This window comes from Streptomyces sp. NPDC006510 (assembly GCF_040611955.1).
Taxonomy (GTDB): Bacteria; Actinomycetota; Actinomycetes; order Streptomycetales; family Streptomycetaceae; genus Streptomyces.
This window is the reverse complement of sequence record NZ_JBEXPH010000042.1, coordinates 15495-37995: the sequence shown is the minus strand read 5'-3', so window position 1 is coordinate 37995 and position 22501 is coordinate 15495. Positions and strand designations below refer to the sequence as shown.

Below are 22501 nucleotides of genomic sequence, written 5' to 3'. Positions count from 1 at the left end.
GCCTCAGGTCAGTCCGATGCGGACGGGGCCTGCTGTGTGGGAAACGCCGTCGAGCACGCTTGTGGGCACACGGAAGACGCGACCGGGCGCCGCCGGCCACGCCAGCGTCCGCTGCGTGACGATCCGTTCGCCTTGGCGCACGGTCACCTTGGGGAAGCGGACGAAGGTGTCCGTCCACAGCAGAAGGCGATCGCGTGCCGGGGCCGGGTCGTCGGGGCGCAGGATCTGTGGGGCGATCCAGCGGAAAGGCTCGTCGGCGAGCAGCCGGACGCCTTCGGAAGGCTGTCGTCTGCCGTGCAGGTAGTTGATGACCTGGGAGGCGACGTGTTTGCCGTCCAGGGCGGCGACGTCCGCGGTGTCGACGGGGTGGAGCATGTTGCCGATGGCGAAGACGCCGGGTCGGCTGGTGCGCAGTGCCGTGTCGGTGAGGGGCCCGAGGGTGCCTTCGTCGAGGGCGATGCCACCGGAGCGGGCGAGTTCGTGGTCGGGGATCCAGTCGCCGGTGAAGACGACCGTGTCGCAGTCGATGGTGCGCCGCCTGCCGGTGTCGAGGTGCTCGATCTCCACTGCCTGGCAGCGGCCCTTGCCGATGACACGGGTGACGCGGCTGCGCGTGGCGACGGGGACACGCAGCATGGTGCGTCCGACGGCGTTGAAGGTTCCGTACGACTCGGCCTTGGGGTACTGGCTGACCATGAGGGCGGGGGTGCAGCCCGCCTCGCGCAGGGTCATGGCGGCGGACCAGCTGACGAGTTCGCCGCCGACGATGACCGCTCGCTTGCCGACGGGGCGGTGGTGGAGGTGGACCAGGTTCTGGAGCTGGCCCGTGGTGTAGACCCCGTGAGGGCGGTCGCCAGGGACGCGGCGCGCGGTGCGCGGACGTTCGCGTGCACCGGTGGCGAGCACGAGGGCGCGGGGCCGGATCCGGTAGCGGCCGTCGGGGCTGGTGACGTCGACGGTGGTGTCGTCGGCCCAGCCGGTGACCATGGTCCGGGTACGGATCTCGGCTCCGGTGTCGGCAGCGCGGGCGGCGAGGTGGCGGGCGTAGGCGGGGCCCGTCATGACCCGGTGCAGGTCGCGTAGGCCGTAGCCCGTGTGATCGCTGTGTCGGGGGATGCCGCCTGCGTTCTCCTCGCGGTCGACGACCAGCACGTGCTGGACTCCCAGGCGCCGCAGTTCGGCGGCGGCGGTCAGGCCGGCGGGGCCGCCGCCGATGATGAGGACATCGGGGGTGATCAGGGGCGGCTGGTGCATCATCGGGCGTCCTTGTGCTGACTGCCGCAGCAGCCGGAGGTGGAGTGTTTCTCGTGCAGGGTCGCGACTGCGGCGCCGCAGAAGAAGCCTTGGCAGCGGCCGTTCATGGCGCGGGTGCGGCGGCGCAGCCCTTCGAGGTTGCGGGCGGGGACGGAGGCGTGGCAGGCGTCGCGGATCTCGCCTTCGGTGACACGTTCGCAGAAGCAGACGATGGTGCCGTAGGCGGGGTCACGCGTGATGAGTTCGGCGTCTTCGTAGGGACGGCGGGTGGCTTCGCCGATGTTGGGCATGCGCGGTGGGGCCGGGAGTTCGGTGCGCGGCTCGAGGGCCAGGCCCGCCTCTTCCAGGAGTGCGCGGCAGTGCTCGGCAATGGCGATTCCGGCAGTGAGCCCGGTCGACCGGATGCCGCCGACGAGGAGGTACTGCTGATCGGGAGTGGCCTCGATCAGGTAGTCGGGGTGGTCGATGGCCGCGCGCAGTCCCGCGTAGTTGGCGGTGACCTCCTCGGCCAGCAGGCGCGGCATGAGGCGTTCGCCCTTGGTGAGGAGGAAGTCGAATCCTTCCTCCGACGTGGCCGTGTCCGTTCGGTCTTCCAGGTCCTCGGCGGTGGGGCCGAGCATGACGTTGCCGTAGATGGTGGGGGAGATGAGTACGCCCTTGCCGCGGGACGTGGGCACCGGCAGCACGATCTTGTTCACCATGGGGCGGGCGAGCTTGTCGAACACGAACAACTCGCCGCGGCGCGGGGTGACCGTGAAACGGTCGTGGCCGAAGAGCCGGTCGATGTGGTCGGCGCCCAGGCCTGCGGCGTTGACGACCCATCGGGCCTGAATGTCCCCTGCCGACGTGCGGAGCGTGGTGGTCTCCGAGCCCTGGTCGACAGCGGTGACGGCGTGGTTGAGCAGGATCGTCGTGCCGCGCTGCCGTGCGTCTGTCGCCAGAGCGAGATTGGTCGTCCAGGTGCAGATGATGGACTCGCCCGGGACGGTGAGACCGCCGAGTGCGCCCTCGCCGAGGTCGGGCAGCACGCCGTAGATCTCGTCGGCGTCGACGATGCGGCAGTGCTCGTACCCGTTGGCCTCGGCCTTTGCCTTCAAGCCCGGCAGGGCGTCGAGTTCCTCGTCGTTCCACGCCACGAGTACGGCGCCGGTGTGTTCGACCGGGATGCCGGTGTCTTTCGCGTAGGCGTTGAGCAGGTGGTAGCCGCGCGCGACGAGCCGGGATTCGAGCGTGCCGGGTTTGGCGTCGAAACCGGTGTGCAGGATGGCGGTGTTGGCCTTGCTGGTGCCGTCGCCCACGTCGTCCCGGGACTCGAGCAGGGCGACGGAGACATCGTGGCCGGACAGTTCGCGGGCGATGGCGGTGCCGACGATGCCACCGCCGATCACGGCGATGTCGAAGACGTCGCTTCGGGGGTGGTGGGGGGTGGGGGTCATGCGTGGTCTCCCTTGATGGCGGTGGCCGCGGCGGCCTGCGCCCATGTGGTGCGGAACTCCGTGGCCCGGTCGGCGGACCAGCGGGGCTCGTAGACGGCGGTCGGCTGCCAGTCGCCGACGGCCTCCTTGAGGGTGAGTGCGGGGTCGAGTGCGCAGCCGGCCAGCGCGGCCGCGCCGAGGGGCGTGGCGTGGGCGTGCGGATAGATGTCGACGGGGATCTGGGCGATGTCGGCCTGGGCCTGCATCAGGGCGGCCGACTGGGTGAGGCCGCCGTCGGCTCGCAGGCGGGTCAGTGGCCGACCGAGGTCGTGGGCCACCCGGGTGCCGAGCTCGGCCACCTGGGCGGCGACGCCCTGCAGCACGGCGAGGACGAGATGCCCGCGACGGGTGGACAGGGTCATTCCCGTGAGCGACGCTGTGGCTTCGGGTGCCCACCAAGGGGCGGCGAGGCCGGCGAAGGCAGGCACGCACAGGACGCCTTCGGCATCTGCGGCGACCACCGCGTCCAGCTCGTTCGCCGACGGGACGAGGCCGAGGTCCTGCAGCCAGCGGATCGCGGACGCGACCGTGTAGACCTGGCCGTCGACGCAGTACGTCGTGCTCCCTGCGGCCTGCCAGGCCACCGAGGTCGTGAGCCCGGAACTGGAGCGGACGGGGTGGGAGCCGGTGTTCGCCAGGAGGAACGCCCCGGTGCCGTAGGTGCACTTCGCCGTCCCGGGTTCCAGGCAGCTCTCCGCGACCAGCGCCGCTTGCTGATCCACGATCAGTCCGGCGACCGGCACCTCCGTACCGAAGGCGCGAGTGGTGCCGATGATCTCGTCGCACGCGACGATGCGCGGCAGCTCTTCGTCCTCCAGGCGGAAGAGCTCGAGGAGTTGGGCGTCCCAGGTCGTCCTGTCGAGGTCGAGGAGGAGTGACCGGCTGGCGGTGGTGACGTCGGTGACGAACTGTCCCGTCAGGTGATGGACGAGCCAGGTGTCGGTGGTGGTGACCACACCGTCCCGGGTCAGGTGGCGGCGGAGCCAGGCCATTTTCGGGGCGGAGAAGTAGGGGTCGAGGACCAGCCCCGTGCGCTGACCGATCTCCTCGGCGTGTGGGGTGAGTTCGGCGCAGACGCTCTCGGCGCGCCGGTCCTGCCAGACGATGGCCGGGGACAGCGGTGCTCCAGTGGCCCGGTCCCAGGCCAGGACCGTCTCACCTTGATTGGCCAGGGCGACGGCGGCGATCGGCCGTCCGGCCTCGCGCAGGGCGCGGCGTCCGGCGTTGAGTACGGAGTCGAGCAGTTCCTGCGGGTCTTGCTCGACCCCGCTGCCGCTCAGATAGGCCGGCCGAAGTGTCTCCTCGGCGATGGCGATGATCCCGTCCGCCGCGTCGACGACGACGGCCTTGGTCCCGGATGTGCCCTGATCGATGGCGAGGATCGCGGTCATCGGGTGGCCCCCTCTGCACAGGTGTCGGTGGTCTGGACACCGGTTGTATCGGCGGCGTCCAGCGTTCGGTCGACGTCGGCCATGTCCGGCATGGTCAGTCCGCCGCGGCCGCGCCGGGCGAGCAGGCCGACGAGGTAGAGGGCGCCGATGGCGAACAGGACCAGCACGTACGTCCACGGGGCACGGAAGGAGGCGTCCCGGAAGATCAGCAGCTCGTACGCCAGCCAGACGGCGGCGACCAGGAGCACGGGAATCTCCCAACGGCCGAGGGAGAAACCCTGCGAGGCGGGCAGCGACCGGCGCTTGGCCGCGTACATGGCCACGGTGCCCGCATAGATGATCGCGGGCAGCAGCGTGCCGGCGGAGAACAGCTGGAACAACGCGTCGGTGGAGCGCGAGAACACGGCGAGGATGACCTGGGCGATCACCATCATGAAGACGGACGCGTTCAGCGGAGTCGCCGTGCGTCGGTCGATGCGCCGCAGCAAGCGCCAGGCCGGGAAGCGCTCGTCGCGTGACATCGCGTAGACGAGCCGGGTTCCGCTCAGCGTGATGACGAGTCCACAGGAGAAGATCGAGATCACGACGAGTACCAGCAGGGCCTTGCCCACCACAGAGCCGAGCACAGCGGTGATCACGGTTGCCACAGGGGTCGCTGACTGGTCCACGCCATCAATGCGGCCGGCCGCCGCGGTGACTGCGACGAGAAAAAGGAAACCGAGGACGCCCAGGGAGAGCACTGCCTGCACCATCGCCTTGGGGATGACACGGGCGGGGTTCTTGGTCTCCTCGGCCAGGTTGGCCGCGGACTCGAAACCCACGATGGTGAACGCACCGAGCAGGAAGGCGAGCGCGAACGGTCCGGCCTCCGTGGTGCCGCCCAGCGCGTAGTACCCGTTCGCCGGGACAGTGCCGGTGTCGAAGAGATGGCCGAAGTCGAGCTTGCCGGTGAAGCCGCCCACGGCGAAGAGCAGCACGGTCAGGGCGATCATGCCGATGAGCTGGACGGTCACGGCCACGCTGTTGACGCGATGGGTGGTGCGCGTCGAGGCGGCGACGAGCACTGCTTGCAGCAGGACGACCAGTGCAGTGATGGCCCAGGCGTTCTGCGTCGTGCCGACGTAGCGGAACAGCTCCGGAAGGATCGTCGAAGCGATCGTGTAGTCCACGGCGATGAGCACGACGCCCAGGAAGGCGAACGAGATCCAGCCCATGATCCAGCCCCAGACGGGGCCGACGATGCGTGAAACCCACTGGTAGGAGTAGCCGCTGATGGGAATGCGGGCGGCCAGGGCGCCGAAGACGAGGGCGATGGAGAGCTGCCCGATCACCGATACGGGCCAGGCCCAGATGCCCCGGGGGCCGGAGGACGCCAGGACCGATCCGTAAGTGGTGAAGATGCCGGTTGCGATCGACACGAATCCGAACGCGACGGAGAACGAGGCGTACCAGCCCAGCTCCCGTACCATCCGCTGCTGCGGTTCCCCTGAGCTCGGACCGCCCGGTCTTGTCCCCTGGTGACCTGCGTCTGTGTGTGCCATGACTTGTTTCCCTGTTTCGGGCGGTCCGCCGCCGAGGTGCGGACTCTTGGACGTGGAGGAGCCGAACGCGCTCGTCATACAGCCAGGCCCACGACTGCGGGATCTGCAAGGGCTTGTCTGCGATGGCCTGGCCGGGTCGCGACGGTGGGCGCGCTCCGGCCAAGCCGGCTGGCTACCACTGACTGTATCTGTGGATTAATGCCTGCGAATGACTGAAAGTGTGGACCGATGCCTGGGTGTCGTCAAGAGTGTTCCGTGCCGTAATTCGGCGGTAACCGGCTACGGGAGGCTCTGCGGTGCTGCGCCTACTCCATCGGGTTGACATAGAATGCGGTCACAGATCCACAGAAACGGTCAACGGAACAGGGAGGTGGCCGTGCTCGCCGCCGAGCGCCACCGCAGGATCGTCGCCGAGGTCGCCCGGCAGAACTTCGTCACCACTGATGACCTCACCGCGCTCCTCGGAGTGTCACGAGAAACGATCCGCCGCGATCTCGCCCTGCTTGAGCAGCGCGGCGAGGTGTCACGTGTGCACGGCGGCGCCACCGGCCCTCAAGGGCCCGTGGGCGAGGAAGCGTCCTTCAGCGAACGCACAGGGACGCGTACCGCGCAGAAGGAAGCCATCGGCCGAGCCGCAGCACGACTCATCGTGCCTCACCAGACAGTCGTCATCGATGTCGGGACAACGGCCCTCGAAGTCGCCCGCGCGCTGCCGGCCGACCACGCGGGCGTCGTGGCCACGCCCTCTCTGCTCGTGGCCGCCGAGGTCAGCACCCGGCCCCGCGTCGAGGTGCTCGTGAGCGGTGGCCGACTGCGCCCCGGAGACCTGGCCTGTTCCAACGCCCAGACGGTGCAGTTCTTCGACGACCTGCGCGCGGATGCGGTGTTCGTCGGTTCCGGCGGCATCGCGCCCTACGGCCTCACCGACTTCCACCTGGATGAAGTCGCCACCAAGCGGGCCATGCTCGCCAACGCCTCCCGCCGGTACGTTCTGGCCGACTCCAGCAAGCTGGGGCGCACCGCCGCTCACCGGGTCTGTGAGCTAAGTGGCTTCGATGCGCTGATTACCGACGGGCCGTGCCCGGACGACGTGAGCAACGCTCTCGACCGCGCGGGGACCTCAGTCATTGGTGTGTAGCCGCGTGCCGGAGCTGCGGGGTTTGCGGCTGACCTATTGGCTGGGCAAGGGAAGGCGCCCCGGAGGTGGCGCCTTCTGTGCCAACAACTGGGTGGCGGCGAGTTCGCGGTACAGCTCGTCGTCGTCCATCAGCGCGTGGTGGGTGCCCACGGCCCGGACCTTGCCGTGTTCGAGGACGACGATCTGATCCGCCTCGATCACGGTGGACAGCCGGTGCGCGATGAGCAGCACCGTGCAGTGCTGGGCCAGGCTGGTGACCAGTTCGCTGAGCGCCTGTTCGTTGCGCGCGTCGAGCTGGGCCGTGGCCTCGTCCAGGAGCAGTACCTCCGGTCGGCGCAGCAGGGCGCGCGCGATGGCCAGCCGCTGGCGTTCACCGCCGGAGAGGGTGACGCCCCTGGCTCCGACCGGTGTGTCCAGGCCCTTGTCCAACCGGGCCATCAGGCCGTCGAGCCGGGTGGCCCGCAGAGCCCCGGTGATGTCCTCGTCGGGGGCATCCGGCGCCGCGTACAGCAGGTTGTCACGGAGGGTGCCGGCCAGAGCGGGGGCGTCCTGCTCGACGTAGGCGATCCGGCGGCGCACCTCGGCGCGGGGAAGGGACGCGATGTCCTGCCCGCCGATACGCAGGCACCCTGCGGTGGGTTCGTAGAACCGCTGCAACAGTGAGAACAGCGTGGTCTTCCCGGCGCCCGACAGGCCGACCAGTGCGGTCTGGGTACCGCCGGGGACGGTGAAGCTCACGCCGTGCAGCACCGGGGACCGGCCTGCGTAGGCGAATTCCACACCGGCCACCTCGACCGTCGGGGGCGGGCCGGATGCGGTGACGTCGGCGGGCGCCGAGTCGATGTCGTCCTCCAGGGACATGACCGCGACCTGGTTTATGCGGCCGACGGCGCCGAGGCCTTGCTGGAGCATCGCTGCCCCGCCGACCAGCGAGGCGATCGGGCTCGCCAGGAAGAACACGTACAGCAGGAAGGCGATGAGCGCGGAGGCGTCCATGGTGCCGTTGGCGACGAGCATCCCGCCGAGCCCGAGCACCACCAGGAACGCCGTCTGGATCGACGCGCCGCCGAGCATGGTGACGATCGCGCTGTAGCGCGCGCTGATCAGGCCCGCGCGGTAGGCGTCCTCCACGGCGTCCTGGGCCGCCTGCGTCTCGCGGCCTTCGGCGCCGTTGGCCTTGACCGTGCGGGTTGCCCCGAGTGAGCGGTCCAGGAGGGAACCGACGGCACCGACCGCGCTCTGTTCGCGTGCGACGGCCCGCCGGATCCTGGGCAGCACGACGGTCATCACGACCCCGACGAGCGCGAGGACCAGCATCGTCGCTGCCAGCAACCCGAGGTGCAGGGTGGCCATCATGACCAGGGCCCCGACAAATGTCAGCAGCCCGTTGACCGACATGATCAGGCCCTCGGTGGCGGCACTCTTGAGCAGGGTGCTGTCCGAGGTGACGCGTGCGATGAGGTCGCCGGGCGGGCGGCGGTCGAATTCGGGCACACGCAACCGGATCAGCCGGTGCACCAGGTCGCGGCGGACGTGACGGACCACGCGCTCGGACGTGCGCTGCTCAAGCCACGCGTTCGCCCCGGTCAGGAGCGCGCCCGCGACGAGCAGTGCCGCCAGTACGGCGATCGGCCGGTCGACGCTCCTGCCGGTGGCGAGCCGGTCCAGGATGTCCTGGGCGAACTTCGGCTGGACGAGTCCGGAAACGCTGGCCAGCAAACTCAGGACGAGGGACAGCGTCAGGGTGCGCCAGTGGGGCCGGGCGTAGCCCAGGAGCGAGCCAAGGGTTCCCGGAGGGCTGTCGGCAGATGGGGTGCCATCCGTCATCGGGCTGTCCTCTCCTGCTCCCGGCTGCGCGGGTGGCCGCTGGTGGGCGGCTGGGGACGCGGCAGGAGACCTTCTAGACGGTCGGCCGCGGCTTCGCTTCCGCCCGCTGCCCGGAACGAGAGGCCGATCGCATGCGCCGCGTCGCGGTATCCGGCCGCCTCGTCCAGGACCGTGCCGACGGCGTCGGCGATCCGTCGGGCGTCGGCACGGCCGAAGCGCAACCGGACGCCCGCGCCCGCGGCGGTGACCTGGCCCGCGACGATGGGCTGGTCGTCCCTGATGGGAGCGACTACCAGAGGGACGCCGTGCCACAGCGCCTCGCAGACGGTGTTGTGTCCGGCGTGGCAGACGACGGCGTCCACACGGGCGAGCAACGGCAGTTGGGGCACGTGCGGGCGCAGCAGGATGTTCTCGCCCGCCTCGGTCACGGTGCCTGCGGGGTCGGCGATGACGGCGCGTATTCCGGGCAGGCCCGACAGCGCCTGGACTGCGGCGTTCAGGAACGGCCCGCTCGCGTCCGCGTTGGCGGTGCCCAGGCTGACGAGGACGGTGCGCTCCGCGCCTTCCAGCCATTGCCAGGGGAAGTCGGCCGATGCCGGGCGGTCGGTGACGGACGGGCCCACCAGCCATACGTGTTCGGGCAGTGGGGCCGGGCCGAGCAGGGCGCTGGTGGTGTAGGCGAGGACGCCGTGCGGGGACATCCTCGGGTCGGCCGTGCCCCTCCCGTCCGCGATCCGACCGCGCAGCGCCTCGATGAGGCCGTCCAGCCAGGCCGCCACCTTGGGCATGCCCGCGAGCGGGTCGACGAGTTCGGCCGAGGTGGTCGCGGAGGTGACCCAGGTCAGGCCGAGCGACTCGGCGACGATGCCGCCCGCGACGGTCTGCTGGTCGGCTATCACGAGGTCCGGGCCGAACTCCTCGATGGCTGCACGTATTCGGGGGGCCATGTGATCGGCGAGCGGGATCAGGAAGCGCTCCCACAGGAACTGGAAGGCCGCGGGGCCCTTCAGGTCGGCGGTCCGGCCCACGATCTCCTCGGCGTTCTCCGGCTCCGGGTCGGGCGGCACGCAAGGGAACACGCGTGCGTCGGGTCCGGCCAGCCGGTGAACCAGGTCGGCAGGGCCGGCCCAGGCGATGTGGTGGCCCCGCGCGGCAAGCACGGCTGCGGTGCCGACCGCCGGGTTGATGTGGCCGACCAGGGGCGGCACGACGAACAGGAACCGGCTCATCTAGCCCGCCTTCAGAGGTGTGTGGATGTCGTCCCCGAGCCAGTCCAGAATCAGGTCGGCTGTCTCCTTCGTGCGCTCCACGAGCACCGAGTGCCCCTGATCGGGCAGGACGACGGTGCGGCAGTGATCGAGAGCGGCGGCCAAGTGGGCGGCTTGGCCGGAGAGTTTGGAATCGGCGCCGTACAGAGCGAAGACGGGGCAGCGGATCTCGGCGAACCCGTCGCCCAGGACACGGCTGCGCGGGATGTCCTCGCCCAGCGTGGTGCCGTCCAGGATCCGTCCGGCGAGCCGGAAGGGGCGCGCGTTGCGCTCGGGATCCTCGGCGAGCCAGGTGCGCACCTCCCGGACCACCAGGCCGCCTTCTTCGCCGGTGAGGCCCTCGGCCATCTTCTCGGCCCACGACTTCACCGGCGGTTCGGACTCGATCGCGATGACGGACCGGACGCGGTCGGGCCGGGCGGCGGCCAGCCCGTAGGCGATGGCGCCACCGAAGGAGTTGCCCACGACGTGTGCCGGGCGGTCCTCCCCGAGGGCGTCGAGGAGTCCGTCCAGGTCCGAGACGAAGTCCTCCAGGCGGTAGCCCGTGGCGGGCCGGCTGGTGCGTCCGTGCCCCCGCAGGTCGTACATGAGGACGTCCATGCCCCGCTCGGCGAAGGCGGGGCCGAGCGAGAAGTAGTAACTCGCCAGGCTGTCAATGAGCAGACCGTGGACCAGTACCACGAGGGGCGGCGGGCCTTCTGCCGGCGGACCGGACGCGGACATGCGCTGTACGTGGACGTCGAGTTCGCCGACGCGGATCTTCGCCATGTTCAGACCGCCTCGGCCGCGGGCGCGGCGGGGAGGGAGGCCACGACGTGGTGCACCAGGTCACCCACGGTCAGCGCGATGATCTCCTCAAGTCCGCGGTCCGCGATGAAGGCGGCGAGGTTGACGGTGTCACCGTAGTGTTCGCGCAGCGCCGCGGAGAGCGTGACCAGGTCGATGCTCTCGAGTTCGAGGTCATCATGGAATCGGGTGTTCATGGTGATCTCGGCGTCGGCGAACTCGTACTCGCCGAGCACCTCCCGCAGCATGCCGGTCACCTCGTCCAGCACGGTCGGTTCGAGCCGGGCGGGCAGTCCGGCGCGGTTGCCTTCAGCGGTCATCGTCGCTCTCCTCATCGTGGGCGGTCGTCCAGGCGACGACGTAGTTCCTGGGGGGCAGTCCGGGTGAGTTGCCGACCGTCCGGTGATGGACGTGGTAGGTGTTGCCTCCGGTGCGGACAGTCAGTGCTGTGCCGGTGGCGGCGTTGATCTCGATGTTCTTCGGGGCTCCGGCCAGGCCGGTGCCGCGGGCCTTGCCGACGGCCTCCTTGGCGGTCCAGAAGCGGGTGAACCACAGGGCCTCGGGTTCGCCGGTGTCGCGGACCAGTGAAGCGAGCAGGTCCCGCTCCTGAGCGCCGAGCGTCGCCTCCAGAGTTCCGTCCGGACGCTCGATCGCCTCCTCGATGTCGATGCCGCAGGGGCCACGTCCGGCGATCGCGACCGCGGCCTCTGCCCGGTGCGCGAGGGAGACGTGGAGGTCGGGGAGGGTACGGCCGTACGCGCCGGTGACGTACGGGCGGCCCGTGGGGTCGTTGGCGACCCGTAGTTCCGAGGGGAAGATCCCGCCGCTTCCGGCGTCCCACAGCCGCCGGCGCACCGCGTCCTTGACCGCGATCCGGCCGAGGAGCCACTGGCGCCGGCCACGGGGGGCGTGTGCGTCGTAGGCGGTACGTTCCTCGCCGGCCAGCATGTTCCGCATGATCAGCTCGCGGGTGGCCAGGTCGGGCCAGCGTTCATGAAGCAGGACCCATCCGCCGGGCTGCGGCTCGGAGAGGGTGTGGTGCTCCGGTTCGCGGTCCACCCGGCGGATGCGCGGATCGTTGTCGAAGCGGCGGTCGCGCCAGCCTTTGAACTCGGCCCAGACGCGGCCCCGTTGGACCAGTTGCATGTCGGCTTCGAGCGTGGTTTCGGTGACGGAGACGATGCGGATGAGGCAGTCGAGTCGTTCGCCCGGGGCTGGGTGTGCGCCGTGGAAGCGGATCTCCCGCACGCCGACGGGAAAGACGGTGGTCCGGGTGGGCAGCTGGGACATGATCCAGGAGCCGAGCAGCTGGCCGACGTTGTCCAGCAGGGCTCCCGGGGCGGGCGGGGTGGTGATGACTCCTCGGACGTGCGCGTCGCCGATCGCGGTCAGTTCGGTGACGCCCTGGAAGCGCGGGCCGTGGAACATCCAGCGCCGGGTGTACAGCTCACGGGCCGTCAGGTCACAGGGGCGCTCCTTGTCCTTGGAGAAGGTCCAGGCGGCGCACGGCCGGGGATCACGGTCCTGCGCGAGTTCGACGGTGGCCCGGGCGTACGGGCCGAGGGTGGCCGTCACCCGGGTCGCTCCCGAGGGGTGCGGAGGCTGGGGGGTGACGTGTACGGGAATGTCCACCGCGGGGACGGCGGTGATCCACTGGCTGAGCCGGACGTCGTGGACGGCCACCGCGCGCAGGCCGGGTGCTGCCCGCTCGGCGAAGTCCATCAGGTGCCCGATGACGGTGGTGCCGGGCACGACGGGCCAGCGGTCCGCCGGAGCGGCCTGCGGCGGTTGCTTGAAGAAGCAGTGGTCAAGCAGGTACGGCATGGTGTCGATCGAGACCCGAAGCGATGTCCGCAGTTCACCTGGGGCGGCCGGTGGCGGGGCGGCGGAAGGTCCGGCCGACCGGGGTGCGGGAGCGTACGCGGCAGCCCGGGGCGTGGTGGATCGCGGGCCGCCGTGGTGGCCCGCGCTGAGGACATCCGCCGCGAACGCCGCGGTGTCGTCGAGCAGCGCGGAGAAGTCGGCGGCCAGCGGGTCCTCGGCGGCGAGGGCATCGAGGGCGGAGGTCCGCGCGCCGTGCACCGCCCGGCGCGGCGGTGCCAGGGCGGCGCCGATCGCCGTGCGAGTGGGCTCGTCGAGGGAGATCAGGGCGCCACCGAGGTCGAGCCGGACCGGGCGGTGCGCGGCCTTGCGCGCAGGAGTGGGGCGGAGCGCGGTCGGGTCCGGCTCGGCTCCGTCGGCCCACAAGGCAGTGGCCACGCGACGCAGCTGGGGAAGGCCGGAGCGGTGCGGGGAGTGGGCGGCGACCACAAGGTGGTCAGAGCCTCGCAGTGTGTCCGCGATCAGCGAGCCGACCTGGCCGGCTCCGAGTTGGACGAAGGCGCGGAAGCCGGCCGCGTACATGGCCTCGATCAGCTGGCGGAAGCGGACCGGTTCCAGGAGGTGCCGCACGAACAACTCCCGTACCTCCTCCGGTCGCGAGGGGTACTCCCCCACCGTGGTGGCGGACCAGACCGGCAGCCGCGCGGGATGCAGCTCGTAGGTGTCCGCCGCCTTCCGTATCGGGTCCAGATAGGGCCGGAGCATGGGTGTGTGGAAGCCTGAGCGGAACGGCAGGACCTGCGAGATCGCCCCCCTTTCGCGGAAGTGGTCGACGAATTCGTCGACCGCGGCCGACGGGCCGCAGATCATGGACTGGTGGGGGGCGTTGTCGTGCGAGAGGACGACCTGCGTCTGTCCCTCCAGGGTTTTCATGACGCGGTCGGCGGGCGCACCGATCACCGCGAAGGCCAGGCCCGGCACACGCAGCGCGTCCGGATCGAACGAGGCCAGGAAGGCGTCGACCTCCTTTTGGGCGTGGATCCCGGCGACGGCCATGGCGGTCCACTCGCCGAGGCTGTGTCCGGCGAGCGCGTCGGGCACGATGTCCATCCGCTCCAGCGCGGCGTGCAGGAGGCGGCCGAGTTGGAATACGCCAGTGCCCTGGCGGCCGATGTCGCCGACCTTGACATCGCTGTCGGAGAGCGACCACGACAGGCCGAAGTGGCGTGCGATGTCGTCGCAGTCCGTGTCGAATTCGGCTTCGAGCCCGGGAAAGACGAAGGCGAGACGGCCACCGGTGTCGCCCAGCAGGGGCTCGGGGACGAACCACAGGTCGTTCCTGCCGCGCCACGGCCGGCCCCGGTCGACCGCCTTGCGGGCCAGCGCCAGACGTTTGGCCGTCGGGTCCACCACACCGAGCCGGACCGGGCCGGCGGCCTCGGGGCCGGTCTCGTCCGACGCGGTGGCGAGGAGGGCTGCGTCATCGCGGTCCAGCATGCGTGCCAGTTCGGCGGGTGTTGTGGCTGCCCACCGCAGCACCCGTTCGGGCTCGCGCACCACGGCTGCGGGTCCGCCGGTGCCGGACGGAGCGGCGATGGAGGCGGGCTGTTCCAGGACGACATGGGCGTTGATGCCGCCGAAGCCGAAGGCGTTGACCGCGGCGCGGCGTACGGGGCGGTGGGGGTCGGTCACCCACGGTACCGCGGCGTCCGCGGTGGTGAAGCGGGTGCGGGCGAGTGCCGGGTGCGGGTCGTCGCAGTGCAGGGTCGGCGGGAGAACGCCATGGTGCACGGCGAGTGCGGCCTTGATGAGCCCGGCGATGCCTGCGGCCGGCATGGTGTGGCCGATCATGGACTTGACCGAGCCGATCACGCCGCGGGGCGCGTCGCCCGGCGGGCCGAAGACTGCGGCGACCGTCTCCAGTTCAGCGGTGTCGCCCGCCGGGGTGGCGGTGCCGTGGGCTTCGAGCAGCCCGACGGAACCGGGCTCGGCGGGGTCCCGGCCGGCGCTGCGCCATGCCTGGCGGATCGCCTCGGCCTGGCCCGCGGAGTCCGGGCTGAGCAGACTGCCGGTGCGGCCGTCGCCCGCGACGCCGGTGCCGGTGATCACGGCGTAGATCCGGTCGCCGTCGCGCTCGGCGTCGGCGAGCCGTTTGAGCACCACGACGCCGGTGCCCTCGCCGATGAGCACCCCGTCGGCGTCCCGGTGGAACGGCCGGATGCGCTCGCTCCGGGACAGGGCGCCGAGTTGGGAGAACACGCTCCACAGCGTGATGTCGTGGCAATGGTGGACTCCCCCGGCCAGGACTACGTCACACCGGCCGCTGTCCAGCTCGCGGGCCGCGTGGTCGACCGCGATGAGCGAGGAGGCGCACGCGGCGTCCACCGTGTAAGCCGGGCCCCGCAGGTCCAGCCGGTTGGCCAGCCGGGAGGCGGCCAGGTTGGGCACGAGGCCGATGGCCGACTCCGGTGCCTCTGGGCCCAGTTGGTCGGTGAAGGCGCGGCGCACCTGTTCGAGGCGCTGTTCCCCGAGGTCCGGCAGGAGTTCCCGCAGCGTGTGCACGAGCTGGCCGGCGGTGCGCACCCGCTGGTCGAGGCGGACCAGGCCGGGGGTGAGATAGCCGCCGCGGCCCAGGATCACCCCGGTGCGGCTCCGGTCGGCAAGGAGCCGGCCGGCGCCGCCGGCGTCCTGGACCGCCTGGGACGCAACCCGCAGCACGATCAGTTGGTCGGGCTCGGTGGCCTGCACGGAGGCGGGCATGACACCGAAGGCGGTGACATCCACGTCGGCGAGGCCGTCGACGAAACCTCCGCGTCGGCAATAGACGCGGTCAGCACGGCGTTCGGCGTCCGGGGCGTAGTACGCGGCGTCCCAGCGGGCCGTGGGGGCATCGGTGATCGCGTCGACGCCATGGACGATATTGCGCCAGTACGTGTCGAGGTCGGGCGCTCCCGGGAAGAGCGCCGCCATGCCGACGATGGCGATCGGGCAATTGCCGGGCATCGCGGCGGTCACCACCCCGAGGCGGTGTAGACGACGGCGGTGCTCTCCTGCGGGCCCCAGGCCAGTTCGCGCAGCAGGCTGGTGGCGCCCTCGTCGGGGTCGATGAGGCGGATGCCGCGTGCCGCGTAGCTGCGCATCAGTTCCGGGGTGACCATGCCGTTGTTGGTCCCGGTGGGCGCCCACGGGCCCCAGTGGACGGTGAGCCCGCGGCGGCCGGTCCCGTCCCCCCAGTCGCGGCCGATGGCTTCGAGGGCGTCGTTGGCGGCGGCGTAGTCGGTCTGGCCTCGGTTGCCCAGGGTGGCCGCGATGCTGCCGAACAGCACCGCGAGGCGGGGGCCGTGCGAGAGCCCGCCGACGGCGTCGAGCACGGTCCTGGCGCCGTCGGTCTTGGTGCTGAAGACCCGGTGGAAGGATTCCGGGGACTTCTCGGCGAACAGCTTGTCCTCGATCACACCGGCCGCGTAGACGACCGCGTCGAGTCTGCCGTGTTCGGCGTGCACGTTCTTCACGGCACGGTGCACGGCTTCGGCGTCGAGCACGTCCACGCAGTGGTAGCGCACGCGGCTGCCCAGCCGGGTGAGTCGGCGGACGGTGTCACGGACCTCGCGCTCGGCCTGGATCCTTCCGATCTCCCGCTCGACCTGAGCCGGGGATTTCAGGCCGCCCGCGATGAGCGCGGTTCGCAGTTCGGCGTCGGTGGTGGCGGCCGGTGCGGGGGCTTCTTCCAGGGAGGGCAGCGGGGTTCGGCCGAACAGTTCCAGGCGGCAGCGGGCAGCAGTGGCGAGCGCGGTGGCGAACCGGGCGGTGATTCCCCGTGCCCCGCCGACGAGGAGCACCACCGACTCGTGGTCGAGACCGAGCGCCGCGGCCTCGGCGGCTCCGTCGTCGGAGGGCCCGGATCCAGTACTGCCCAGGACGCCGCGGTCGGTCTCGGTCATCCGCAGGCCGCGGCGGGTGTCCCCCGTGCGCAGCACGACCGGTTCGCGGTCGGCGGCGGTCAGCTCCGCGACGATCCCGTCGGCCGCGGTGGACGGGTCTGCTCCGGCGGGCTGTTCGACGACGCGTGCGATGGTCTGCGGGTACTCCCGGGACAACGAACGGAAGAGTCCGCGCAGTCCCTCGGAGGCGCCGGCAGCCAGCACCCAGCGCGGGCCGGTGGCCAGGGCAGACCGGTAGAGGGAGACGGCGCCGGGCAGCACCGGCTCGTGGGCGGGGCCGCCGTCCGGGGAGGCGAGGTGGATCAGGCCGTCGAAGCGGCCGTCATCAGGTATCCCGGTGGCAGTCACCGCCCGGGCACCGTGGGAGTCGAGCCGCTCGGTAACGGCCACCGCGAGCGGGCCTTCGCCGATGACCAGGAAGGTTCGTCCGGTGAGTTCGGTGGGCTCCAGGGCGGCGGGCGCGAGGTCGAACTCGGTCATCACGAGCCGCTTGGGGGCCGTGACGACTGCTTCGGCGTCAGCGGGTGGTGCGGCTGGGTCGACCGCGGCGGGCTCGGGGGCAGCGGTGTCGGACGGTGGGGTGTCGTCCTGCCGTGCGGCGACGATCAGTTCGGCGATGCCCGCCGCGGTGCGCGCCTTGGCCAGTTCCTCCATGTCGACGCCGTCGGCGGTGGGCAGGTGGAGCCGTCGGGCGAGCTGCCCAGCGATCTCGGCGCGCTTGATGGAGTCGACGCTCAGGTCGGCCTCCAGGTCCAGGTCGGGTTCGATCATGTCAGCCGGGTAGCCGGTTCGTTCGCCGATCACCTCCAGGACGGCCGCGAGGACCGCGTCCGCGGTCAGCCCGGCCGGCTCCGGGTCCGGTGCGCGCTGCGGAACGGCGGGCGCGGGGTCTGCCGCCTCGGCGGGCGCGGGGAGCACGGTCGCGGTCAGCTCACGGGGTGCGTGCTCCACGGGCACCGGGCCGGGCCGGACACCGGGGTCCGCGCCGAGGTACCCCAGCAGGACGTCGCGCTGAGCGGCCAGCATCTCCCGGCTCGTGCGCAGGAATTCACTGATGAGGGCCTCGCCGCCGGTCCCCGCCCCACCGCGGGCGGTGTCGCTGTGGAACACGTGTCCATGGTCTCCGTCTCTGCCGGAACGGGTGGTCACAAGGGCCTCCGAGATGCGTTGGGCGGGGTGCAGGGCTGTGGCGGGGATGGCACCGTCGGCGGTGCGTACGAGGTGGCCATCGACGGTCCAGCCCGCGCGCCTGGGGCGGGGGACCTGGGCGGCGTCGACCGCGTCGCGGCCCTGGAACAGCCAACCGGTGCGTACATCGGCCCCGGCAACGGCGAGTTCGGCGAGCGCGGCAAGGAAGCCGGACAGGCCCGTGCCGCGCCGGGCCTCCAGGGTGACGGTGCGGTGCGGCAGGTCTCCGAGGATTTCGGTGACCAGCCGGGTCAGTACTGCGCCAGGGCCCGTCTCGACGAAGATCCGGGCACCTGCCTCATACATGGCCTCGATCTGCTCGACGAAGCGAACCGGCGATCCGATCTGAGCGGCCAGTTCGGCGCGTATCGCCTCGGGAGCGGTGGGATAGACCGCGGCGGTGCGGTTGGACCACACCCGGATCGACGGCGTCTCCAGTGGCACCGAGGCCAGTGTCGCTGCGAAGGTATCGCCCGCAGCAGCGACCAAGGTGCTGTGGAAGGCGCAGGCCACAGGGATCCGTGTCGCCTTCAGCCCCTGCGCGCGCAGCCGCTCCACGGCGGTCTCCACGTCGTCGGTGGGGCCGGATATCACCGTCTGGCGAGGTGAGTTGTGGTTGGCGACGACGACGGACTCGGCAACGCCCGCCTTCTCCAGGGCGGCGGTGACCTGCGTTGCCGAGGCGGTGACCGCGGCCATGGTGCCGGGGTCGTCGGCGCCGGAGGCGGCGAAGACGGATTCGGCGCGTGCCCTGCTGCTCCACAACAGTTCCTCGGGACCGAGGGCGCCGGCCGCGGCGAGGGCGGCGAGTTCGCCGTAGCTGTGTCCGGCCGTCATGTCCGGGCGGACGCCGACCCGGCCGAGCAGATGGTGGGCGGCGAGTGCGGTGATGCCGAGCGCGGGCTGGGCGACGCGGGTGTCGGTGACGCGGTCGGCCTGGGCCCGGCGCCCGGCCTCGTCGAAGCCGGCGGGTGGGAAGAGGGCCGCCGCGGCGGACTCGTCGAGGCGCAGGAAGCGCTGGAGTTCGGGGAAGGAAACAAACAAGTCGGCGAGCATGCCGGGGCGCTGGCTGCCCTGCCCAGGAAAGAGGAAGGCGATCTCGCCAGGTTCGGTGCCGTCCGCGAAATGGATGCCGTCGTCGGGGGCGTGCTCGCCGTCGGCGGCCCGGCGCAGCGATGACGTCAGCTCCGGTACGGACGAGGCGAGTACGGCGATGTGGGTGGGCAGGCCGCGCACGGCCGCGAGGTCGGCACGCCGGGAGGCGGCCAGCGCGAGGTCCCGCAGACGGGGCGGCTGGTGCGCCGTGTGGTCGGCCTCGGCGAGAGCGAGGAGTTCCCGGGCGGCCTTGGCGGCGGCCTTATGGTCGGCGCCCCGGAAGGTGAACAGTTCGGCGGGCCACTCGTCGCGGGCGTGGGTGGGTGGGGCGCCGTCGTCGTGGGCACGCAGGACGACGTGGAAATTGGTTCCACCGAAGCCGAACGCGCTGACGCCGGCCACGCGTTCGGCGGGCGGCGAGGGCCAGGGCCTGGCCCGGGTGTGGAAGGCGAACGGGCTGGTGCGTTCGTCCCAGGCGGGGTTCGGCTGCCGCAGGTGCAGCGTGGGGGGCTTGACGCCGTGATGCAGCGCGAGCGTGGTCTTGATCAGTCCGGCGAGGCCCGCCGCGCACTTGGTGTGGCCGATCTGGGACTTCACCGAGCCGAGGACACAGCCGCCGGGGTCCGCTCCGGCCTCGGTGAAGATCTCGGTCAGGGCGCTCAGTTCGGTACGGTCGCCGACGACGGTGCCGGTGCCGTGGGCCTCGACCACGCCGACCTCGGCCGGTGAGATCCCGGCGTTTCGGTAGGCCCGCGTGAGTGCCCTGCGCTGGCCGTCGGCGCGCGGCGCGGTGAGGCCGAGGGCCCGGCCGTCGCTGGAGCTGCCGACCCCCTTGACGACGGCGTAGATCCGGTCGCCGTCCCGCTCGGCGTCGGCGAGCCGCTTGAGGACCACGCAGGCCACGCCCTCGCCGAGCGCGATTCCGTCGCCGGAACGGTCGAAGGGCGCGGAACGGCCGGAGGGGGACAGTGCGTGCGCCGAGGCGAAGAGCAGGTAGTCGTTGATGCCGTTGTGCAGGTCGGCGCCGCCGCACAGCACCAGGTCGCTGGTGCCGGCCGTCAGTTCTTTGCAGGCCACGTCGACCGCGGCGAGGGAGGAGGCACAGGCGGCGTCGACCGTGTAGTTGGCCCCTTGGAGATCGAGGCGGTTCGCGATCCGTCCGGCGATGACATTGGCGAGGATGCCGGGGAAGGAGTCCTCGGTCAGGCGCGGCAACTGGGCATCCAACTCGGGCGGAAGCTGTCCGACGTACGAAGGCAGGACCGTGCGCAGCGTCATGGTGTTCGACAGGTCACTTCCCGCCTCGGCCCCGAACACCACGGAGGCTCGGTCCCGTTGAAAGGGGCGGTCGGCGTAACCGGCGTCGTCGAGCGCGCGTCGCGCCACGTCGAGGGCCAGCAGCTGGACGGGTTCGATGCTCGGCAAGGAGGCGGGCGGGATGCCGTAGTCCAGGGGCTCGAAGGGGATCTCGGGCAGGAAGCCGCCCCAGCGCGAGGGGGTGCGCTCCCCCGCCCCGTCCTCGGCGTAGTAGACGGAGGGGTCCCACCGCGAGGCGGGCACCTCGGTGACAGCATCGGTGCCGGATAACACGTGCCCCCAGAACGACGCCAGATCGGGCGCCTCGGGGAACACGCAGGCCATCCCGACGATGGCGATGTCCAGTGGCTCGGAGGCGGCGGCCGGCTCGTCCGGTCCCGTGTCGAGGGCAGCCTTGCGTCGGTCGAGGAAGGTCTGCGCGCCGGTGGTGACCGAGACGTGCAGCGCGGCGACGGTAGTGACCTCCGACCGCAGGACGGCGACCTGACCGGCCATGAACATGCCCTCGGAGAGCTGCCGGTCCTCGTCGACCTCGCACAGTTCTCCACCGACACGTTCGATGCCCTTGCTCGCCAACCGAAGTCGGCCGACGTTGAGTTGCTCCAGCCGCTCCCATGCCTCGCGGCTGGGCACGTCACCGGTCCGCAGCTGCTCCTTGAAGGCCACGAACTCGTCGGTGAAGGGGCTGCGCACACACCGGGTGGCGTGGCCGGGGGCGGTTTCCAGCAGTTCGGTGTGCTCGGCATCGACCATCTGCTGCTGGAAGAGCGGCTGTACCGCGCCTGCCGCGACGGCCTCCTCGGTGAAGAGGTAGGCGGTACCCATGAGGACTCCGGTCGCGACGCCCCGCGCGGTGAGGCAAGCGGTCATGGCGGCGACCATGGCCGCGGACCGCTCGTCGTGCACGCCGCCGGCGAACAGCAGTTGGAGTTCCGCGGCGGCGTCCTTCCCGGCAGCTGCGAGGAAGTCGTCCACCACGTCGAGCTGCGCCTGCCACAGCGGGAAGCTGGCGCGCGGGCCGACATGGCCGCCGCACTCGGAGCCTTCGAAGACGAACTTGCGTGCACCCGATTCGAGGAACTGGCCCAGCAGTCCGGGCGAGGGCACGTGCAGAAAGGTCGAGATGCCGACCTCTTCGAGAGCCACGGCCTGCGCGGGACGGCCGCCGGCGATGATGGCGTGCGAGGGGCGGACCTCCCGGATGACCTCCAGCTGGGCGTCCTTGATCTCCTCGTCGGCGAAGCCGAGGACTCCGACGCCCCAGGGCGCGTTGCCCAGGGCGCTGCGGGTCCCTTCCAGCACCGCGCGGGTCTGCTCCGCGCCGGACACGGCGAGCGCGATGAACGGTAGGGCGCCCTCTGCGGCCACGGCGGCGGCGAATGCCGCCTGGTCGCTCACCCGTGTCATCGGCCCCTGAACAACAGGGAGTCGAGTGCCGAGAGCGCGGCTGCCCATGCTGTCCGGCCCGAGTACGGGCACGCCGTCGGAGAGCGCGTCGCTCACCGCGGCGCGTATGCCACGGATCGCTGCGCCCAGTGTGCCCCAGCGCCGTTGGAAGCGGACCGGCAGGAACGCGTCCTGGCCGATCTCCAGGGGGGCTGCAGCGCCGTCCGAACCGGGGACACGCCGCCGCAACACGCGTAGACCGTCGTCGATCACGGTCTCCGAGCCGTCGAGTCCACTGAGCGCGCTGGTGATCTCCGCGGGGAGTTCCGCCTCGGCGAGCAGCGCGGTCTGGGTGTCAAGGACCACACCGACGGCGCCGCCGGCGACCGCTGCGGCCGCGGTGTGCGCGCCGATTCCGCCGCAGGCCCATACCGGCAGCCCGTCGGCCTCGTCCGCGAGCAGCTGCTGCAGCAGCACGAACGTGCTCAACTCACCCACCCGGCCGCCGGCTTCATGGCCGCGGGCGATCAGTCCGTGGGCCCCGGCCGCCACGGCGTCTCGCGCCTCGGAGCCGGAGGTCACTTCGGCCAGCACGCGACGCCCGGGGAAGTCGGCGGCGGTCGTTGTCGCCCCGGCGGCGAGGACCACGGTGTGGACACAGGCAGGAAGGTCCGACGCGGGGATGCCGTGCCCCTCGCCCAGCCGTACGCCGAATCCGGAGCGTGACCACTCGGCGGCCAGGCCCAACTGCTCACGGGCGGACCGGACATCACCCGTCAGGTCCAGTACTCCCAGTCCGCCCGCACGTACGGCGGCAGCGGTGAACCGTGCCGACGCGACACCGAACGGATGCACTGCGAGGACGAGATCGGCCGTCGTGGCCATGCCACGATCAGCGCCGGCACAGGGCGTGCGCATGGAAACACTCCAGGGGACAAGGAGGCGCGCGAAAACGAATATCCAGAAACGACGCCAGTCACTCTCTTTGCAGGACGCGCGAAAGCACGCGGGCCTGACTCGGTCTCGAAAAGAGGAGCGATCTGTCGCGAATCAAGCGCCTCAGGAGGGGTGGG

11 protein-coding genes are annotated in these 22501 nt (G+C 71.3%); 1 reads left to right on the top strand and 10 read right to left on the bottom strand.

The genetic code is table 11. The features are described 5' to 3' along the window. Nucleotides 1-3: 3 nt before the first annotated feature. From ABZY11_RS15720 to ABZY11_RS15705, 4 genes are read right to left on the bottom strand one after another with little or no spacing between them, the layout of a single operon-like run. Nucleotides 4-1257, bottom strand: a complete 1254-nt coding sequence (locus ABZY11_RS15720) for an NAD(P)/FAD-dependent oxidoreductase (RefSeq protein WP_356479667.1) — start codon at nt 1255-1257, stop codon at nt 4-6. After that, nucleotides 1254-2690, bottom strand: a complete 1437-nt coding sequence (locus ABZY11_RS15715; RefSeq protein ID WP_356479666.1) for an NAD(P)/FAD-dependent oxidoreductase — start codon at nt 2688-2690, stop codon at nt 1254-1256. Before ABZY11_RS15715 ends, ABZY11_RS15720 begins: the two co-directional genes overlap by 4 nt. After that, entirely contained in the window at nt 2687-4120 is a 1434-nt protein-coding gene (locus ABZY11_RS15710; RefSeq protein WP_356479665.1) for an FGGY family carbohydrate kinase, read from the bottom strand. Before ABZY11_RS15710 ends, ABZY11_RS15715 begins: the two co-directional genes overlap by 4 nt. Further along, a complete protein-coding gene (locus tag ABZY11_RS15705) occupies nt 4117-5589 on the bottom strand; it encodes an amino acid permease (RefSeq protein ID WP_356479664.1) in 1473 nt (490 codons plus the stop codon). The genes ABZY11_RS15710 and ABZY11_RS15705 overlap by 4 nt, the downstream gene beginning before the upstream one ends. 448 nt (nt 5590-6037) lie before the next feature. Between ABZY11_RS15705 and ABZY11_RS15700 the strand changes: the two genes are divergently transcribed. Then, nucleotides 6038-6799, top strand: a complete 762-nt coding sequence (locus ABZY11_RS15700; protein WP_356479663.1) for a DeoR/GlpR family DNA-binding transcription regulator — start codon at nt 6038-6040, stop codon at nt 6797-6799. 33 nt (nt 6800-6832) lie between these two features. Here ABZY11_RS15700 and ABZY11_RS15695 read toward each other — a convergent pair whose 3' ends face one another. Genes ABZY11_RS15695 through ABZY11_RS15670 form a run of 6 tightly spaced genes read right to left on the bottom strand, consistent with a single transcriptional unit; the run spans nt 6833 to nt 22313 of the window. Continuing rightward, nucleotides 6833-8626 carry an ABC transporter ATP-binding protein gene (locus tag ABZY11_RS15695; RefSeq protein ID WP_356479662.1) on the bottom strand — a complete coding sequence of 598 codons (1794 nt, stop codon included), beginning with the start codon at nt 8624-8626 and terminating at the stop codon, nt 6833-6835. Beyond that, a complete protein-coding gene (locus tag ABZY11_RS15690) occupies nt 8623-9855 on the bottom strand; it encodes a glycosyltransferase (protein ID WP_356479661.1) in 1233 nt (410 codons plus the stop codon). The genes ABZY11_RS15695 and ABZY11_RS15690 overlap by 4 nt, the downstream gene beginning before the upstream one ends. Further along, nucleotides 9856-10662: an alpha/beta hydrolase gene (locus tag ABZY11_RS15685; RefSeq protein WP_356479660.1), complete on the bottom strand. Its 807-nt coding sequence runs from the start codon at nt 10660-10662 to the stop codon at nt 9856-9858. A 2-nt stretch (nt 10663-10664) separates the two neighbouring features. Then, nucleotides 10665-11000 (bottom strand): phosphopantetheine-binding protein, encoded by a 336-nt coding sequence (locus ABZY11_RS15680; protein WP_356479659.1) that lies wholly within the window; start codon nt 10998-11000, stop codon nt 10665-10667. Then, complete coding sequence (locus ABZY11_RS15675; protein ID WP_356479676.1) at nt 10990-15504, bottom strand: beta-ketoacyl synthase N-terminal-like domain-containing protein; 4515 nt, start codon at nt 15502-15504, stop codon at nt 10990-10992. The genes ABZY11_RS15680 and ABZY11_RS15675 overlap by 11 nt, the downstream gene beginning before the upstream one ends. A gap of 8 nt (nt 15505-15512) precedes the next feature. Beyond that, complete coding sequence (locus ABZY11_RS15670; RefSeq protein ID WP_356479658.1) at nt 15513-22313, bottom strand: SDR family oxidoreductase; 6801 nt, start codon at nt 22311-22313, stop codon at nt 15513-15515. Nucleotides 22314-22501 lie beyond the last annotated feature (188 nt).

Coding starts and splice junctions, on each gene's coding strand:
- ABZY11_RS15670 (WP_356479658.1), bottom strand. CDS start 22,313: ATGGCCACGACGGCCGATCTCGTCCTCGCAGTGCATCCGTTCGGTGTC.
- ABZY11_RS15675 (WP_356479676.1), bottom strand. CDS start 15,504: ATGCCCGGCAATTGCCCGATCGCCATCGTCGGCATGGCGGCGCTCTTC.
- ABZY11_RS15680 (WP_356479659.1), bottom strand. CDS start 11,000: ATGACCGCTGAAGGCAACCGCGCCGGACTGCCCGCCCGGCTCGAACCG.
- ABZY11_RS15715 (WP_356479666.1), bottom strand. CDS start 2,690: ATGACCCCCACCCCCCACCACCCCCGAAGCGACGTCTTCGACATCGCC.
- ABZY11_RS15685 (WP_356479660.1), bottom strand. CDS start 10,662: ATGGCGAAGATCCGCGTCGGCGAACTCGACGTCCACGTACAGCGCATG.
- ABZY11_RS15720 (WP_356479667.1), bottom strand. CDS start 1,257: ATGATGCACCAGCCGCCCCTGATCACCCCCGATGTCCTCATCATCGGC.
- ABZY11_RS15705 (WP_356479664.1), bottom strand. CDS start 5,589: ATGGTACGGGAGCTGGGCTGGTACGCCTCGTTCTCCGTCGCGTTCGGA.
- ABZY11_RS15695 (WP_356479662.1), bottom strand. CDS start 8,626: ATGACGGATGGCACCCCATCTGCCGACAGCCCTCCGGGAACCCTTGGC.
- ABZY11_RS15710 (WP_356479665.1), bottom strand. CDS start 4,120: ATGACCGCGATCCTCGCCATCGATCAGGGCACATCCGGGACCAAGGCC.
- ABZY11_RS15690 (WP_356479661.1), bottom strand. CDS start 9,855: ATGAGCCGGTTCCTGTTCGTCGTGCCGCCCCTGGTCGGCCACATCAAC.